This window comes from Bradyrhizobium sp. 141 (assembly GCF_023074055.1).
Classification (GTDB): Bacteria; Pseudomonadota; Alphaproteobacteria; order Rhizobiales; family Xanthobacteraceae; genus Bradyrhizobium.
The window spans coordinates 1-16,957 of the sequence record NZ_JADPKR010000087.1; the positions used below are offsets into that span (position 1 = coordinate 1).

Annotated in this window: 14 protein-coding genes; 4 read left to right on the plus strand and 10 right to left on the minus strand. The window is 64.3% G+C overall.

Going from position 1 to position 16,957, the window contains the following annotated elements; translation table 11 throughout:
- Positions 1-133: 133 nt before the first annotated feature.
- From IVA81_RS26620 to IVA81_RS26650, 7 genes are all read right to left on the minus strand, one after another.
- Complete coding sequence (locus IVA81_RS26620) at positions 134-829, minus strand: ABC transporter ATP-binding protein (RefSeq protein WP_247323464.1); 696 nt, start codon at positions 827-829, stop codon at positions 134-136.
- Positions 822-1,556, minus strand: a complete 735-nt coding sequence (locus tag IVA81_RS26625) for an ABC transporter ATP-binding protein (RefSeq protein WP_247323465.1) — start codon at positions 1,554-1,556, stop codon at positions 822-824. The genes IVA81_RS26620 and IVA81_RS26625 overlap by 8 nt, the downstream gene beginning before the upstream one ends.
- Positions 1,543-2,649, minus strand: coding sequence for a branched-chain amino acid ABC transporter permease (locus tag IVA81_RS26630; RefSeq protein ID WP_247323466.1), 1,107 nt, complete (start codon positions 2,647-2,649; stop codon positions 1,543-1,545). The genes IVA81_RS26625 and IVA81_RS26630 overlap by 14 nt, the downstream gene beginning before the upstream one ends.
- Positions 2,650-2,669: 20 nt before the next feature.
- Complete coding sequence (locus tag IVA81_RS26635; protein WP_247323467.1) at positions 2,670-3,887, minus strand: substrate-binding protein; 1,218 nt, start codon at positions 3,885-3,887, stop codon at positions 2,670-2,672.
- Between the two features lie 4 nt (positions 3,888-3,891).
- On the minus strand, positions 3,892-4,749 hold the full coding sequence (locus tag IVA81_RS26640; RefSeq protein ID WP_247323468.1) for a branched-chain amino acid ABC transporter permease: 858 nt from the start codon (positions 4,747-4,749) through the stop codon (positions 3,892-3,894).
- A gap of 36 nt (positions 4,750-4,785) precedes the next feature.
- Positions 4,786-6,300 carry an amidase gene (locus tag IVA81_RS26645; RefSeq protein WP_247323469.1) on the minus strand — a complete coding sequence of 505 codons (1,515 nt, stop codon included), beginning with the start codon at positions 6,298-6,300 and terminating at the stop codon, positions 4,786-4,788.
- A gap of 181 nt (positions 6,301-6,481) precedes the next feature.
- Positions 6,482-7,666 carry a substrate-binding domain-containing protein gene (locus tag IVA81_RS26650; protein WP_247323470.1) on the minus strand — a complete coding sequence of 395 codons (1,185 nt, stop codon included), beginning with the start codon at positions 7,664-7,666 and terminating at the stop codon, positions 6,482-6,484.
- Positions 7,667-7,845: 179 nt separating this feature from the next.
- Here IVA81_RS26650 and IVA81_RS26655 point away from each other — a divergent pair, with 179 nt between their 5' ends.
- A complete protein-coding gene (locus tag IVA81_RS26655) occupies positions 7,846-8,289 on the plus strand; it encodes a MarR family transcriptional regulator (protein ID WP_247323471.1) in 444 nt (147 codons plus the stop codon).
- Between the two features lie 203 nt (positions 8,290-8,492).
- Here the strand turns inward: IVA81_RS26655 and secA are convergent, their stop codons facing one another.
- Complete coding sequence (gene secA, locus IVA81_RS26660; protein ID WP_247323472.1) at positions 8,493-11,333, minus strand: preprotein translocase subunit SecA; 2,841 nt, start codon at positions 11,331-11,333, stop codon at positions 8,493-8,495.
- Between the two features lie 354 nt (positions 11,334-11,687).
- On the opposite strand from secA, the gene IVA81_RS26665 reads away from it, so the two are divergent.
- Positions 11,688-12,608: a peptidylprolyl isomerase gene (locus IVA81_RS26665; RefSeq protein WP_247323474.1), complete on the plus strand. Its 921-nt coding sequence runs from the start codon at positions 11,688-11,690 to the stop codon at positions 12,606-12,608.
- Positions 12,609-12,764: 156 nt separating this feature from the next.
- The gene (gene argJ / locus IVA81_RS26670; RefSeq protein ID WP_247323475.1) at positions 12,765-14,006 is read left to right on the plus strand and encodes a bifunctional glutamate N-acetyltransferase/amino-acid acetyltransferase ArgJ; all 1,242 of its coding nucleotides are present in this window, start codon (positions 12,765-12,767) and stop codon (positions 14,004-14,006) included.
- Positions 14,007-14,049: 43 nt separating this feature from the next.
- Here the strand turns inward: argJ and IVA81_RS26675 are convergent, their stop codons facing one another.
- Positions 14,050-15,381, minus strand: a complete 1,332-nt coding sequence (locus IVA81_RS26675; protein WP_247323478.1) for a TadE/TadG family type IV pilus assembly protein — start codon at positions 15,379-15,381, stop codon at positions 14,050-14,052.
- A 141-nt stretch (positions 15,382-15,522) separates the two neighbouring features.
- Here IVA81_RS26675 and IVA81_RS26680 point away from each other — a divergent pair, with 141 nt between their 5' ends.
- Positions 15,523-15,933 (plus strand): (deoxy)nucleoside triphosphate pyrophosphohydrolase, encoded by a 411-nt coding sequence (locus IVA81_RS26680; protein ID WP_247323480.1) that lies wholly within the window; start codon positions 15,523-15,525, stop codon positions 15,931-15,933.
- 123 nt (positions 15,934-16,056) lie between these two features.
- Here IVA81_RS26680 and IVA81_RS26685 read toward each other — a convergent pair whose 3' ends face one another.
- On the minus strand, positions 16,057-16,926 hold the full coding sequence (locus IVA81_RS26685; RefSeq protein ID WP_247323615.1) for a methyltransferase domain-containing protein: 870 nt from the start codon (positions 16,924-16,926) through the stop codon (positions 16,057-16,059).
- Positions 16,927-16,957: the final 31 nt, after the last annotated feature.

Here is a 16,957-nt window from a genome sequence, read left to right on the forward strand (position 1 = left end):
AATCCCACCAACCTTGAGGCCTACCGCCCGATTGCTATCGTCCCACCGAGCCAAATAGCGCGCCCGCAACTCATAGGGTCACAAGCTCTCAGGATGACGGGACTGGCAGGACGCTCGCAGAGCTTAGCCCGTCTTACGGCGCCAGATAGCGCATCAGCTCCGGATTGCCCCTCACCTCCCCGGCCCCGCCTTGCAGCGCGACCCGCCCGCGGTCGAGCACATAGGCGTAGTCGGCAACGCGGAGCGCGAGGTCGAGGTGCTGCTCGACGATGATGACGGCGATTGTCTGGGCGAGCTCGATCAGGCGTTCGGTGATCTCCTCGATGACGCCGATCCAGACCCCTTCGGTCGGCTCGTCCAGCAGCAACAGTTTTGGATCGCCCAGCATGGCGCGGCCGATCGCGAGCATCTTGCGCTCGCCGCCCGACAGCGTGCCGGCGGGCTGGTCGAGGCGCTGGCCGAGCTTCGGGAAGATGGTCAGCACGCGGTCGACCGCGGAAGCATCCTTGCTCGCCAGCGAGCCGACGGCCAGATTGTCGCGCACCGACAGGCGCGCGAACACCGAATGCTCCTGCGGCACGTAGCCGATGCCGGCGCGGACGCGCTCCTGGGTGGCGCGGCGGCTGATGTCGCGGCCGTCGAAGGCGACCTCGCCCTTCCACGCCGGCAGCTCGCCGACGATGGTCTTCATCAGCGTGGTCTTGCCGGCGCCGTTGCGCCCGAGCACGGCGACGCCGCCGCGCCAGGGAATGCCGAGGTTGACGTCGAACAGGACCTGGCTTCTGCCATAGCCGGCGTCGAGATGCTTGATGTCCAAAAATTCAGGCACGGCGCAGATAGATCTCCTGGACGGATGGGTTGGCCTGGATCTCGGACACGGTGCCTGACGCCAGCACCCGGCCCTGGTCGAGCACGGTGAGGCGGTCGCAGATGTCGCGAATGAAATCGAGGTCGTGCTCGACGATAACCAACGAGCAGTGCTGCTTGATCGGCTGGAGCAACTCGCCGGTGACGCGGCGCTCCTCCAGGCTCATGCCGCCGGTCGGCTCGTCCAGCAGCAGCAATTTCGGCTTGCCCGCCAGCGCCATCGCGATCTCCAGCCATTGCTGCTGGCCGTGCGACAGCGCGGCCGCCGCATCGAAGGCGCGGTCGGCCAGGCGAAATTGCCTCAGCATGGTCATGACCTGGTCGTGCAGCGCGCCCCGCGTGCGCGAAAACACGAGATCGAACAGCGAAGACTGGGCCTGCAGCGCGAGCAGGATGTTGTCGTAGAGCGTCAGCGACGGCAGCACGGACGTGATCTGGAATTTCAGGCTCATGCCGGCCCGCGCCCGCTCGGTCGGCGTGAACGCGGTGATGTCGGTGTTGACGAAGGAAACTTTTCCCTGCGTCGGCACTTCGGCGCCGGCGATGCACTTCATCAGCGTGCTCTTGCCGGAGCCGTTCGGGCCGATCAGGCCGTGGAACTCGTTTTCGCCGACGGTGAGTGCGGCGCCGTCGAGCGCGGTGAGCTTGCCGAATATCTTCTTGATGCCGGCGGCTTCAAGGAGCGGCATTGCGCTTCTCCCTAGCGGCGGCGCCAAAGCTCCCGACCCGCTCACGCTCGCCGAGGACAAAGCTGATCAGGCCGAGCGGCCGGAACAGGATCACCAGCAGCAGCAGCAAGCCCAGAATGATCGGCCAGATGTCGCGATAATTGTCCGACAGCCAGAAGCTGACACCTTCGACGATAACGGCACCAATGACGGCGCCGATCAGCGTGCCGGAGCCGCCGAACAGAACGTAGAGCACCACCTGCGTCGAGACCACGACGCCGACCATGTTGGGCCAGACGAAACCTTCGTGAAAGGCATAGAGGCTGCCGGCAAGCCCGGCGACGCCGCCGCCGATAGTGAAGATGATCGCTTTCAGGTGCTGCGCCTTGTAGCCGAAAAAAGCGATGCGCTGCTCGTTCTCGCGCAGGCCGGCGAGCGCGAGGCCGAATTGCGAACGCACCAGGAAGCGGCAGAGCAGATAGACCACGACGAGAATGCCGAGCACGAGATAGTAAAAGGACGGGCCTTCCGTGAACTCGTAACCGCCGAGCGTCATCGGCGCGATCGAGGGGATGCCGTTCTGGCCGCCGAGATAATACCAGCCGCGCGCCAGGCGGTCGGCGGCGTAGGACCCCGTCAGCGTGCCAAGCGAAACGAAAATCACGCTGGAGGGATGCCGGCCCAGCAGCAGGAAGCCGCCCAGCAGCAGCGCGAAGGTGAGGCCGATGATGGTGCCCGCCGGCAGCACCAGGAGGATGTTGGTGATGTCGAGGTCGCGCGCGAGCAGCGCCACGCCATAGCCGGCCGAGCCGAAGAACAGGGCCTGGCCGAAGCTCATGATGCCGGCATAGCCCCAGACCAGGTCGAACGACAGCGCGAACAGCGCCAGGATGATCACGCGCGTTGCGAACACCGTGAGATAATCCTGCAGCACCAGCGGCGCGAGCAGCGCCGCGACCAGCACGACGCCCTCCACGATCGGCAGGACTCTTCGTCCCGCCTTGACGCGGTCCTTGGCTTGCCCCGCCGCTGCGCCTTCAGCCATCGCACCGTCCATTTCGTCGCTGGCGTCGGCAACGATGGCCTGTCTTACCACACTCATCGGCTTCAGCATTCCACCTCAGCATTCCGCCTTTAGCATTCCTTGGGGTCAACCAGACCGGCGCTGCGCGCGACGATCTCGTAATTGCCGCCCTTGGCGACCGCGGTGTACATTTTCATCTTGCAGTGCCGCTTGCCCGGCACCATCTCGGCCGGTCCGCCAGGACCTTCGGCGATCTTGGCATGGTCGAGGCTTGCTGCGACCGACTCCCGGTCGATCTTGCCGGCTTCCTTCACCGCGGCTTCCCACAGCTTCAGGCCGCGATAGGTGCCGGTGGCGGCGCTGCCGGCGGCGAACAGGAAGTTGCCCGGAAAATCTTTCTCGTAAGCGGCCTGGATCTTGGCGTCGAACGGGCTCTCCTTGGTCAGCACCTTGAAATAATCGAGACAGCTCGCAAGTCCCTCGATTTCCGCGGCCTGATTGATGTTGAGCGTGTTCTCGTCGTAATAGACGCAGGCGAGACGCCCGCCGTTCTTGAGGAAGCCGGCTTCATAGAGCTGCTTGAAGAACGGACCGACGCCCGGCGGAATGACGGTGTTGAAGACGACGTCGACCTTGTTGGAGACGATGCGGTTGACGGTCGCGGAGAAGTCGACCTGGTCGAGCGGATAGTATTCCTCGAACACGACCTCGCCGCCGTTGGCCTCGATCACCTTGCGGGCATAGACGTTGAGCGTGTGCGGCCAGACATAGTTGGCGCTCGGCAGCGCGAACTTCTTGCCACCGTTCTTGATCAGCCAGGGAATGAACTCGTCGCATTGCTGCGCCGGTGTCGGCCCGGTGCAGAACAGATAGGGCGTGCACTCCTTGCCCTCGTAGAGCTGCGGATAGATGTAGAGCGTCTTGCCGCGCGCCACGATCGGGTCCTTGATCGCGTTGCGCATGGACGAGGTGATGCCGCCGAGCACCATGTCGACCTTGTCGCGCTGGATCAGTTTTCGCACGTTGCCGACCGCGACGGATTCGTTGGAGGCGGTGTCTTCGATATAGAGCTCGAGCGGACGGCCGAGCAGGCCGCCGGCGGCGTTGATCTCCTTGATCACCATCTTGGCGACATTGGCATCGGCGTTGCCGGCATAGGCGATCGGGCCGGTGAGGTCGGTGGCGATACCGACCTTGATCGGCGCTTCGGCCGCATTGGCCCAGGGGGCCGGGATCACCCAGCTCCCGACCCCGGTTGCGACCGCACCGGAGGCAAAGGCGAAATTGGACAGAAAGCGGCGGCGTGAGAGCTGAGTGCGATCGAACATGTGACTAAACCCCTTTTCCAGCGATGAGGCCCTGCGGGCGGAATTTGATGAAGACAATGGCAAGGACGAAGACGAGCACGTCGGCGACCACGGGTGCCATCACCCAGGGCAGCGCCGCGCTGAGCGTGCCGATGACGCCGGCGCCGGCAACCGGGCCGATGAAGGAGCCGACGCCGCCGACCATGACTGCGACAAAGCCCTGGATCAGGAAACGCAGGCCGAGATCGGCGAACAGGCTGAACACCGGCACGATCAGCGCGCCGGCGAGGCCGGCAAGCGCGGCGCCAAAGGCAAAGGTGGCGCCGTAGATCAGCGGCGTGGAGATGCCCGAGGCGCGCGCCAGCGACGGATTCTCCAGCGTGGCCCTCACGCGCAGGCCGAAGCTGGTGCGCGACAGCAGCAAATAGCAGCCAGCCATCACCAGGAGCGTGATCACGATGATGGTGAAGCGCCAGGCCGAGATGTGCATGGCGCCGATGTCGATCGAGCCGCCGATCGGCTCGGGCACCGTGAGATAGAAGCCGCCGATCAGGCCCCGCACGGATTCGCGGATGATCAGACCCAGCGCATAGGTGCCGAGCATGGCGACGATCGGCGCGGCGTAGAATCTCCGGATGATCAGCGCCTCCAGCACGAAGCCGAGCGCGCCGACCACGAAAGGCGCTGCGACCATACCGGCCCAGATCGGCAGTCCCTTGGCATAGGCGAGATAGGTGACGTAGGCCCCGAGCAGGACGAACTCGCCTTGCGCGAAGTTGAAGATGCCCATCATGCTCGCGATGATCCCGAGCCCCAGCACGATCAGGACGATGATCGCGCCGAAGCTCAGGATCTCGAACGCCGCGACGAACGCGTTAGCCATTCGATGCTGTTCCGCCCGTCCGTATCAATGCCTCTTTCACATCTTCTTCCAGTCGCCGATCTGCTCGAAGGCATGGGCGGCGCGGTAGATGGTGGATTCCTCGAACATGCGGCCGACCAGCATCAGGCCGACGGGCAGGCCGTCGACCATGCCGCAGGGCAGCGACATCGCGGGATGATGGGTGATGTCGAACGGCGCGGTGTTGGAGATCATCTCGAGCGCGCGGGCAACGTAATCCTCGCGGCTGGCATTGGGCTCCGGCAGCTTTGTCGACTTCATCGGCGTGGTCGGCATCAGCAGCAGATCGTAATCGCTGAACGCCTTGTCGTAGGCTGCGGTCAGCCGTCGCGAGATGTTGAGCGCCTTGCCGTAGAAGCGCGGACCGAAATTGTTGTTGATGTAGGTGCCGAGCATCATGAACAATTTCGTGGTCTCGGACAGCGAGTCGGCTTGCCGGCGCCAGCCGCGATGGAAATCCATCAGCGAGGTCGAATAAAGATCGCCGCGGCTGAGGCCGTAGCCGTCGCCGAACATCATGGTCTGGGTCAGGCCTTCAGTGCCGATCGGGGTCCAGATTGCGCCGCCCAGAAGGTGCATCGGGATCGAGACGGTCTCGACGGTGGCGCCGAGATCCCTGAAGCGCTTTGCGGCCTCGCGCACGCTTTCATTCACCGCGGCCTCCGCGGTCGGCTGCTCAAAACCTTCCTTGACGATGCCGATCTTCATGCCCTTGACGCCCTGGCCGAGCGCCTTGGTGTACTCCTCGACCTTTGGCGACTTGATGCGCGGATCGTAACCGTCGTCGCCGGCGAGCACTTCGAGCAGCAGCGCGTTGTCGGCGACCGTCGCAGTCATCGGGCCGGTATGGTCGACATAGATCTCGATCGGCATGATCCCGGTATAGGGTACCAGGCCCCAGGTCGGCTTCATGCCGTAGATGCCGCAGAACGAGGACGGCATGCGGATCGAGCCGCCCTGATCGCCGCCGATCGCCATGTCGACCTCGCCGAGCGCGACCACGACGCCGGAGCCCGACGACGAGCCGCCGGCCGAGTAACCCATCTTGTGCGGATTGTGCACGGGCCCGTAGGAGCCGGTGTGGCTGCCGCCGGACAGGCAGAAGTGCTCGCAATGCACCTTGCCTTTGATCTCGGCACCGGCGTCCAGCATGCGCGTGACGATGGTGGCGTCGAAATCGGGCACATAGCCTTCCAGCGTCGACGAGCCGTTGGTCATGGGCACGCCGGCCAGCATGATGTTGTCTTTCAGCGCGACAGTCTTACCCTTGAGCTTGCCGCTGGCAGCGCCTTTCACGGTCGACTTGCGATACCAGGCATTGCGCGGGTTCTCCTCGGCCGAGGGCCGATAGCCCGGCGTGCGCGGATATTTCACCTCCGGCACCTCGTCCGGCATTGCGGCAACGAGATTGTAGGCCTCGATCGAGCCCTGCATCAGGCCGCGGAACGAAGCGACATCGTCGTCGGTCAGCGAAAGACCGCACTGCTCGGCGACGCTGCGAAGTTGGGTTGGCGTGGGAAGGACAACAGTCACGGCGCTCTCCTGAAGTTTCTTGAAACGATCCCTTGAAGCGATCCCTTGGAACGGTCCTTTGGACGCGGCCGCCCCGGCGCGACGCACGCACCACCGGCCTCGCCCGAACATTCAAAACGGAAATATTTTCCTTTTCAAGTATTATTTTGCAATGAGGTGCGAGCGGATAGCCGCGCCGAGGTCAGAGCGGCTTGATCAGCTTGAAGTCGAGGCCATCGGCCGCGGCGAGATGCATCGGCATCCGCGCGTGCCCGTTGCGGACGGTGACGGGGCCGCGGGCGCCGCTGTAGACGATGTTGCGGCCGGCCGCGAGCATCGGTGCCAGCGCCAACGAACCGGCCTTGTTCGCGACCGCCTCGAGAAAGCGCAGGCCTTCGTAGCTGGATTGTCCGACCGAGCCGATTGGCGGCGCATTCGGTCCGAACATCGCGTGATAGCGGCTCTGGAAGTCGTCATTCGCGCGCGCGCCCGTGCCGGTGAAATAGCCCGAGGCACAGAACATGTTCTCGCTGTTGTCCGCGCCGATGCCGAGCAGCACGGTATCATCCATGGCGCCGGCAAGCCGCAGCGTGGTGCCGCCCAGGCCACACTCGCCGAAGGCGCGATTGAAGGCGCTGCTGTCGGTTCCGATCAGGGAGATCAGCACGACGTCGGGCCTCGCGGCACAAATGCGCGCCAAGTGCGGCTCGTGATTGTCCTCGCCGAGGGGAACAAACTCCTCGCCGACGACGTGGCCGCCGGTTTCCTTGATGTAGCTCTTCACCGCGCGGTGCGACTGCCAGGGCCAGACGTAGTCGCTGCCGATCAGATACCAGCGCTTGGCCTTCTTGACGTCGGCGAGCCAGTGGATCGCCGGCCGGCTCTGCCAGCGCGGCGTCTCCCCGATCGCCATCACGCCAGGCGTCCGCTCGCCGCCTTCGTAGACCGGCGTATAGATATAGGGGATCCGATGACGCGTGGTGACGTCGCGCAGGCCGACGCGGACCGCACTGGTGTGCAGGCCCACGATGAGATCGACCTCGTCAAACGCGATCGCCTGCTCGGCGCGGTTCAGGACCTCATCCAGCGGCCCGCCGGCGTCGTAGATGGACAGCTCGATCTCGCGGCCGAGGATACCACCGCGCTTGTTGATCTCGGCAACGGCGAGCCGTGCGCTGTTAGTGGCACAGGGACCCCAGACGCCAGGCGATCCGGTGCAGCAGATGAAGCCGCCGACACGCAGCTTGTTGGCACCCCGCCGCCTGAAGGAGGCGTGATCGCTCGGCGACAACGCACCATGCGCCGCCGCGGGCGACAGATTCCTGAACAGCAAGGACGGCGGCAACGCCGGGCCGCCGTGAGCCGGGAAGTTCACCGTCGCGCGCACGCCAACTCCTGTCTGACACCAGACCTGAAAGCACATTGAGCAGGCGGCCGCGGCTTCCGCCCTTTTGTTGGGCAATGATCCTATTTTGAAAATATTGAATATTCAACAATTGAAGTGCATATAGATGCAGCATTGATTGCAAGACATTCACTCATTTGGGTCAAGACGAAGTCTTAGCCGTGGCAAAACCGTCGAAAGAAAACACCCCGATCACCGAACATCTCGCCTACCTGCTCGCGCAAGCCAACCGGGAAATCAACCGGCAGCTCGAACTGCGGTTGAGCAAGGAGGGCGTGCCGGTCGAGCAATGGCGCATCCTGAAGGTGCTGTCGGATGGCAACGGCCATTCGATGGGCGAGCTTGCGGACGCGGTGCTGCTCAACCATCCGACGCTGACCAAGATGATCGACCGCATGGTCTCGGACACGCTGGTCTACCGCGTGCAGGACCCCAACGATCGCCGCAAGGTCCTGATGTTCATCTCCGACCGCGGCAAGGTGCTGAGCAGGAAGCTCAATTCGCTCGCGGTGGACCAGGAGGAGCACATCCTGGAGAGCTACGGCGACAAGTCGACCAGCGAGCTCAAGCGGCTGTTGGAGAGCCTGATCGACAGCTCGAATTGAGCGCGCGTGTCGCGCCGTGCATCCGGGCTACGAGCACACACCACATACTCGCTGTCCTCGCCCGACTCGATCGGGCGATCCAGTATTCTAGAGGCGGACGTAATTGAGCCGAGGGACCGCGGCGTACTGGGTCGCCCGGCCGAGCCGGGCGACGACATTGGAGAATGAGGCGCCTGTGTTGCGCCTCACGCCCGCGCAGCTAATTACGCGTACCGCCCGTGGCAGTGCTTGTACTTCTTGCCTGAGCCGCACGGGCAGTCCTCGTTGCGGCCGACCTTGCCCCAGCTGGTGGGGTTCTTGGGATCGCGCAGCGCGGCGTCGGAGGCCTGAGCGCCGAGCGTGACGTGGGCGAGCGCCACTTCGTCCTCGCCGGTGTTCGGGTCGAACTTGTGCGCCTCCATCGGCGGCAGGACAGGGGCTTCCTGCTCCGGCGGGACGATCTCGACGCGCATCAGCTGCGCCGTGACGGCCTCGCGCAGATGCGCGCTCATCTCCTGGAAGAGATTGAAGGCTTCGGTCTTGTACTCCTGGAGCGGATCGCGCTGGCCGTAGCCGCGCAGGCCGATGACCTGGCGCAGATGGTCGAGCATGATCAGATGCTCGCGCCAGAGATGGTCGAGCGTCTGGAGCAAAATGGTCTTCTCGACGTAACGCATCACGTCGGGACCCCATTGCGCCACCTTGGCCGCCATGTGCTCGTCGGCCCTGGTCTCGATGCGCGTGAGCAGCTCCTCGTCGGCGATGCCTTCTTCCTTGGCCCAATCGTCCACCGGCAGGTCGAGATCGAGCACGCGCTTCAGTTCGTCCTTCAGGCCCGCAACGTCCCACTGCTCGGCATAGGCATGCTCGGGCACGTGCTTGGCGACGAGGTCGTCGATGAAGGCGTGGCGCATGTCGGTGACGGTCTCGGCGACGCTCTCGTCCTTCATCAGGTCGACGCGCTGGTCGAAGATCACCTTGCGCTGGTCGTTCTGGACGTTGTCGAACTTGAGCAGGTTCTTGCGGATGTCGAAGTTGCGCGCCTCGACCTTCTGCTGCGCCTTCTCCAGCGCCTTGTTGATCCAGGGGTGGATGATGGCCTCGCCCTCTTGCAGGCCGAGACGCTGCAGCATGCTGTCGAGGCGATCCGAGCCGAAGATGCGCATCAGATCGTCTTCCAGCGACAGGAAGAATTTCGAGCGGCCGGGGTCGCCCTGACGGCCGGACCGGCCGCGCAGCTGGTTGTCGATGCGGCGGGATTCGTGGCGCTCGGAGCCCATGATGTAGAGGCCGCCGGGCTTCGTCACGGTCTTGGCGGGCTTGCTGCCCTTCGCCGGCTCGATCTCGACGATCTCTTCCGCCTTCAGCACGATGTCGCGGAAGCGCTCGACGTCGGCCTTGATCTGCTCGATCTTCCTGGCCTTCTCGGCCTCGTCTTCGATACCCGCGGTCTCCTTCGGGATACGCATCTCGAGCGAGCCGCCGAGCTTGATGTCGGTACCGCGGCCGGCCATGTTGGTCGCGATCGTGATCGCGCCGGGCACGCCGGCTTCCGCGACGATATAGGCTTCCTGCTCGTGGAAGCGCGCATTCAGCACCGCAAACAGTTTTGCCGGCTTGCCGGCGCGGGCGGCAGCGTAAAGCTTGTCGAGCGCGTTCTCCTTGCCGAAATCGATCTGCTTGTAGCCGTTCTGCTTCAGAAACTCTGCCAACACTTCCGACTTCTCGATCGACGCCGTGCCGACCAGCACCGGCTGGAGCCGCGAATTGGCCCGCTCGATCTCGGCGAGGATGGCCGAGTATTTTTCCTTGTGGGTGCGATAAACCTCGTCGTCCTCGTCGAGGCGGCCGATCGGCACGTTGGTCGGGATTTCCACGACCTCGAGCTTGTAGATGTCGAAGAGTTCGTCGGCTTCGGTCAACGCCGTGCCGGTCATGCCGGCGAGCTTTTCATACATCCGGAAATAGTTCTGGAAGGTGATCGAGGCCAGAGTCTGGTTCTCCGGCTGAACCTGCACGTGCTCCTTGGCTTCCAGCGCCTGGTGCAGACCTTCGGAATAGCGGCGGCCCTGCATCATGCGTCCGGTGAACTCGTCGATGATGACGACCTCGTCGTCGCGGACGATGTAGTCCTTGTCGCGCGTGAACAGCGTGTGAGCGCGCAGCGCCTGGTTGATGTGGTGCACGACGGAGACGTTCTCGACGTCGTAGAGCGACTCGCCCTTGAGCTGGCCGGCATCGCGCAGCAGGGTCTCGATCTTCTCCATGCCGGCTTCGGTCAGCGTCACCGTGCGCTGCTTCTCGTCGACGTCGTAGTCGGTCTTGTCGAGCTTGGGCAGGAAGCCGTCGATAGTGTTGTAGAAGTCGGAACGGTCGTCGAGCGGGCCGGAGATGATCAGCGGCGTGCGCGCTTCGTCGATCAGGATGGAGTCGACCTCGTCGACGATGGCGAAGAAGTGCGGCCGCTGGACCATGTCCTCAAGCCGGTACTTCATATTGTCGCGCAGATAGTCGAAGCCGTATTCGTTGTTGGTGCCGTAGGTGATGTCGCAGGCATAGGCGGCCTTGCGCTCGGCATCGTCGAGACCGTGCACGATCACGCCGGTGGTCATGCCGAGGAAGCCGTAGATCTCGCCCATCCAGCCGGAGTCGCGGCGGGCGAGATAGTCGTTGACGGTGACGACGTGGACGCCCTTGCCGGCGAGCGCGTTGAGATAGACCGCCAGCGTCGCGACCAGCGTCTTGCCTTCGCCGGTCTTCATCTCGGCGATGTCGCCCTCATGCAGCACCATGCCGCCGATCAGCTGGACGTCGAAATGGCGCTGGCCGAGCGTGCGCTTGGCGGCCTCGCGCACGGTTGCGAAGGCGGGGATAAGCAGGTCGTCGAGCGTCTTGCCCTCGGCGAGCTGCTTCTTGAACTCGGCGGTGCGGGCCTTGAGCGCCTCGTCGGAGAGTTTGGAAACCTCTCCCTCCAGCGCGTTGATCGCGTTGACGCGGGACTGATATCCCTTCACCCGCCGGTCGTTGGCGGAGCCGAAAAACTTGCGGGCGAGCGCGCCGATCATGCCTAGTTCCTGTGTTCGCGATTCAACCGCGTTGCAGCCAAGAAGTTGTCACCCACCTGCCCATCAACTCACCGTGACGCCTGACGGCGCCGTTGGCCCGGACTGCGGGGGGCGTCCGCCATATGGGTGGGAGTTGGACAAGTCTGGGTTCAACGGCCAAAAACGCAGCAAAATAAACGCCATCGCCATGGTCGCGACCGGGCAGAGATATGGCCCGGTCAGGGCCTTGTCAACGGCGGGCGCATTGCGGCTAATTCATCATTTTGACAGACTTTTCGCGTTGCCAAGGCCCCCTGAATTGGGCGAGTGTCCGCCCCGCTCGAGCAGCCCCCTGCTTCAACATAAGGATTTTCCATGACCACCTCGTTCCCGGTAACCACCGGCCAGCGTTTCCGCCGTGCGTCCGCCCTGGCTGGCAGCCTCGCTCTGGCGCTGTCCCTGGCGTTCGCGGGCCCGCTCCGGGCCGCCGACGATCCGGTGCTGGCGAAGGTCAATGGCGCGGAAATCAAGAAGAGCGACGTCGCCATGGCGGAGGAGGAACTCGGGCCCAGCCTCGCCCAGATGGACCCGGCGACCAAGGACGAGAACGTCCTGTCGTTCCTGATCGACATGAAAATCGTCAGCAAGGCTGCCGAAGACAAGAAGGTTGCCGACAGCGAGGAGTTCAAGAAGCGCCTGGCATTCGCCCGCAACCGGCTTCTGATGGACAGCCTGCTCGCGGGCGAGGGCAAGGCTGCCACCACCCCTGACGCCATGAAGAAGGTCTATGAGGAGGCCTCCAAGCAGATCACCGGCGAGCAGGAGGTGCGCGCGCGCCACATCCTGGTCGAGACCGAGGACGAAGCCAAGGCAGTGAAGGCCGAACTCGACAAGGGCGCCGATTTCGCCGAACTGGCCAAGAAGAAGTCCAAGGATCCGGGCTCGGCCGACGGCGGCGACCTCGGCTTCTTCACCAAGGAGCAGATGGTGCCGGAATTCTCGACAGTCGCCTTCGCGATGGAGCCCGGCAAGATCTCCGACCCCGTGAAGTCGCAGTTCGGCTGGCACGTCATCAAGGTCGAGGAAAAGCGCAACCGCAAGGCGCCGGACTTCGAGCAGGTCAAGACCCAGATCGAGAGCTACGTCACCCGCAAGGCCCAGGCCGAGTATGTGGCCAAGCTGCGCGCGGAGGCCAAGGTCGAGCGGCTGGACCAGCCGGCGGCAGACGCGTCCAAGGACGCCAAGCCCGATGCGAAGCCGTCCGACAGCAAGATGGCGCCGCCTGCTAAGAAGTAAATCGACTTCGCTCTCGAACTTCATTAGTTTGACGTCATGCCCGGGCTCGTCCCGGGCATCCACGTCTTAAGACCCTCATCAAAATGTGCTGAAGGACGTGGATGGCCGGGACAAGCCCGGCCATGACGGCTTCCATTTGTCCATAGGCGCCCCGCGATGTCCTCAACCGTCTCCCCGCTCGCCCCCAAAACCGTTCCCGACATGCCCGTGATCGCAGGCGTCCGCCTGGCGACGGCCGAGGCCGGCATCCGCTACAAGAACCGAACCGACGTGCTGCTGGCAGTGATGGACAAGGGCACCGCGGTGGCCGGCGTCTTCACCAAATCGAAGTGCCCCTCCGCCCCCGTGGAATGGTGCCGCGCCAAGCTGAAGGGCGGCAAGGCACGCGCGCTGGTGGTCAATTCCGGCAACGCCAATGCCTTCACCGGCAAGACCGGCCGCGCCTCCACCGCGCTGACCGCCAAGATCGCGGCCAAGGCGGTCGGGTGCAGCGAGGGCGAAATCTTCCTGGCCTCGACCGGCGTGATCGGCGAGCCGCTGGACGCGACCAAGTTCGACGGCGTGCTGGGCCGCCTCGCGGAGGCCGCCGAGCCCGGCGACTACCTCACTGCTGCCAAGGCGATCATGACCACCGATACCTTCCCGAAGGTCGCGACCGCGACCGTCAAGCTCGGCAAGGCCAAGGTCACCATCAACGGGATGGCCAAGGGCGCCGGCATGATCGCCCCCGACATGGCGACGATGCTGTCCTTCATCTTCACCGACGCGCCGATCGCGCCCGCGGCCTTGCAAGCGCTGCTCAAGAGCGGCGTCGAGGACACCTTCAACGCCGTGACGATCGATGGCGATACCTCGACCTCGGACACATTGCTGGCCTTCGCCACCGGCGCTGCCGCCGAGCACGGCGCACCCAAAATCAGCCGCGCCAGCGATCCGCGCCTGAAGGCGTTCGTCAAGGCGTTCAACCAGGTGCTTGCCAACCTCGCCGAGCAGGTGGCGCGCGACGGCGAAGGCGCGCGCAAGCTGGTCGAGATCACGGTCGAGGGCGCCAAGACCAAGGCCTCGGCACGCAAGATCGCGATGTCGATCGCGAACTCGCCGCTGGTCAAGACCGCGATCGCCGGCGAGGACGCCAATTGGGGCCGCGTCGTGATGGCGGTCGGCAAGGCCGGCGAGCCCGCCGATCGCGACAAGCTCTCGATCTCCTTCAATGGCATCCGCGTCGCCAAGAGCGGCGCGCGCGATCCTGACTATGACGAGACAAAGGTGTCGGAGGCGATGAAGGCGCCGGAAATCGCGATCAAGGTCTCGCTCGGCCTCGGCAAGGGCCGCGACCGCGTGATGACCTGCGACCTCACCAAGGAATATGTCGCGATCAACGGCGATTACAGGTCGTGAGGTTTCTCCCTCTCCCCGTTCTTACGGGGAGAGGTGAACCACATCACCCCGAAATCCGCGCGTCCGCGACCGCCTTCCGGAATAGCGCGTTCATCGCGTCCGAGATGCCTTGCGTCGGGCTCACCTCGAAATACAGCCCCGGCGAGGCGCAGCTCTGCATGTTCTGCGCGATCTGGCTGTTCGGCGACGGACCGAAGGGGCCCTTATTGAAAGGGTCGATGTAGGTCATGTACCAGGAGTTGGTCGGCAGCTGCAGATAGGTCGTGTAGAGCACCGCGATCTTGATGCCGCGGTTCTTGATGGTGGTGCAGAGCGAGGCGTCGATCGGCGACTGGCAGCGGCCGCCACTCACCAACGGCTTGGAGCAACCGGTGTTGTATTCGTCGGCGACGCCATCGGAGACGAAGAACAGATATTTCATCGGCGCCGACGACGTGCCGGCACCCGGCGCGGTGATCGCGGAGTTGATCGCCGGAAAGACCGTGCTGAATTGCGTGTCCTTGTCGGCGGTGTAGGAATCGTTGTTGCCGTAGACGCCCATCAGGTCGATGCCGCCTGCCGCCGTCTTGGCACTCGACAAGCTCGCCGACAGCGAGAACAGCGCGCGCAGGCCGATCGTCTTCGACGAGGCACCGAAATCGTAGATCGCCATGCGAAACTGGTTCGAATAGGTCTCGCTGGCCGCGGCGGTGTCCATCAGCGACTGGGTCGCGCTACGCAGTACGTCGATCCGCGTCGTCACGCCGAGCGTCTTGGCGAGATTGTAGTAATTGTTGGCGTCGTTGTAGTCGTGGCAGGCGAAGGCGCATTTGTCGGAGGTATTGTTGACCATCTTGCTGACGTCGGCCGGCGTCGCCGCCACGCCCATCGAGGGCGAATTGTCCAGCAGGAGGTAGAAATCGACATAGAGCGGCATGCTCGCCGTCGCCGTCGACGTGCCGCTCGCCGTCAGCGCGGTCTTGCCGATCACGCCAAGGAACATGGTGTTGATGCTGCCGCTGAAAGCAACGGTCGAGGTGACCGTCGAGCCGTTCTTGACCACGGTCGACGTGAGGCTGTCGAGCGTATAGCCGGTCAGGTTGGCGACGTTGGCATTGAAGATGTTACTTGCGTCGGTGACGCCGACCGGGATCGCACCGTCCGAGGTCATCGTGCCCGCCGCCGCAAAGGCCGGCGAAGCCTTGGCGACCGCGCCGACACTGGCCGCGTCGGCCGCGGCCTGAAGCTTCGACCGCATCTGCGTCGCGCGGGAGTAATCGACCGCGCAGCCGACCACCGTGATCAGGGGGACGCAGGCGAGCGCGAAAATCACCGCGATATTGCCGCGCCGGTCGCGGACGAACCGGCGGATCATGATGGAAAGCGCCGCGCGCATGGCTCGGGTCCGGAATGGTTTAAATATGTTTCCACTCTAGGAACCGTTGATTAAATATGACTTATGGGAGCCATAGAAACGTGGCCCCTCAGCGGGATTAACGAATCCTTGCGAACGACCTCAGCGAGCAACATTCTGGGCATGGCCGATCTCAAACTGACACTGGTGGTGGCCTGCGCGCTGGTCGATGCCGACAACCGCGTCCTGATCGCGCAGCGCCCCGAGGGCAAGGCGCTGGCCGGCATGTGGGAATTTCCCGGCGGCAAATGTGAGCCCGGCGAGCGGCCGGAGCAGAGCCTGATCCGCGAGCTGCACGAGGAGCTCGGCATCACTGTCGCCGAGCCGTGCCTCGCGCCGCTGACCTTCGCGAGCTACGGCTATGAGAGCTTCCACCTGTTGATGCCGCTCTATATCTGCCGGCGCTGGGAAGGACAGGTGGCGCCGCGTGAAGGCCAGGCTCTGGCCTGGGTCCGCGTCAACAGACTGCGCGACTACCCGATGCCGCCCGCGGATATTCCGCTGATCCCGCATTTGATTGATTTGTTAATGTGAGGCCGAAGTACTCGCCACACTCTCAGCGTCATGCCCGGGCTTGTCCCGGGCATCCACGATCTTCCTCCGAGCCTGAAAGACGTGGATGGCCGGGTCGAGCCCGGCCATGACGGAGGAGAGAGCTTACGTCTCTCCCGCCTTCTTCACTGCCTCGGCCAGGCTCGCCTTGGCCGAGCCGGGCTTGAGCGGCTGCTGCTGGCTCGCATGCGGCGCCCAGCCGGAGAGCCAGATGATGTCGAACGTGGCGCGGATGCGGCCGTCGGCATCGGCAAAGCGCTCAGTGTAGATCTCCGCCATCCGCAACAACGTGGCGCGCCGCGACGGCGTGCGCCGTCGCTCGATCAGCACGTTGGCGGCGCCCATGCGTCGGAGATCCTGCATCAGCGCGAACGCATTGGCGTAACGCACCACGACGCGATCGACATCGGTCACGGGCAGCGCGAAGCCCGCCCGCTGCAACAGCGCGCCGATGTCCCGCAAATCCGCGAAGGGCGCCACGCGCGGCGACACGCCGCCCTCGCATTCGGCCTCCGCCGCGGCAAAAGCCTGGCGCAACTCAGTCAGGCTGTCGCCGCCGATCATCGCGGCCAGCAGCAGCCCATCCGGTTTCAGCGCGCGCCGAACCTGCGCGAGCACGCCCGGCAGGTCGTTGACGAATTGCAGCGCCAGCGCGGAGACGACAAGGTCGAGGCTTTCGGGTGCGAAGGGCAGTTTCTCCGCACCCGACACATCGAGCGCGATCCGCTCGATAGCGGGCAGGCGCGTGCGCAGCACCGCGAGACCTTCACCGGGCGTCCAGAGATCGGCCGGCGTGTGAAACTCGCGCATCACCGCCGCGAGCCGCTCCGCCATGTCTTCCGCAACACGATCGAGCAGGAAGCTCACGGCACCTTGCATCTGCGCGCGCCGCTGCCGCGCGTTCAGCAAGGCGCGATCGAACAAAGCAGGCGGAGTTGGGGGGTGTTGAGCCATGCCGCTGGTTACGCCGATCATGCTGACTATTGCAATCACTCTCGTGTCCCGG

Bases quoted from the DNA above. Each gene is read 5' to 3' on its own strand.
- IVA81_RS26625 (WP_247323465.1), bottom strand. From the start codon at position 1,556: ATGCCGCTCCTTGAAGCCGCCGGCATCAAGAAGATATTCGGCAAGCTC.
- IVA81_RS26630 (WP_247323466.1), bottom strand. From the start codon at position 2,649: ATGCTGAAGCCGATGAGTGTGGTAAGACAGGCCATCGTTGCCGACGCC.
- IVA81_RS26635 (WP_247323467.1), bottom strand. From the start codon at position 3,887: ATGTTCGATCGCACTCAGCTCTCACGCCGCCGCTTTCTGTCCAATTTC.
- IVA81_RS26640 (WP_247323468.1), bottom strand. From the start codon at position 4,749: ATGGCTAACGCGTTCGTCGCGGCGTTCGAGATCCTGAGCTTCGGCGCG.
- secA (WP_247323472.1), bottom strand. From the start codon at position 11,333: ATGATCGGCGCGCTCGCCCGCAAGTTTTTCGGCTCCGCCAACGACCGG.
- IVA81_RS26665 (WP_247323474.1), top strand. From the start codon at position 11,688: ATGACCACCTCGTTCCCGGTAACCACCGGCCAGCGTTTCCGCCGTGCG.
- argJ (WP_247323475.1), top strand. From the start codon at position 12,765: ATGTCCTCAACCGTCTCCCCGCTCGCCCCCAAAACCGTTCCCGACATG.
- IVA81_RS26675 (WP_247323478.1), bottom strand. From the start codon at position 15,381: ATGCGCGCGGCGCTTTCCATCATGATCCGCCGGTTCGTCCGCGACCGG.
- IVA81_RS26680 (WP_247323480.1), top strand. From the start codon at position 15,523: ATGGCCGATCTCAAACTGACACTGGTGGTGGCCTGCGCGCTGGTCGAT.
- IVA81_RS26685 (WP_247323615.1), bottom strand. From the start codon at position 16,926: ATGATCGGCGTAACCAGCGGCATGGCTCAACACCCCCCAACTCCGCCT.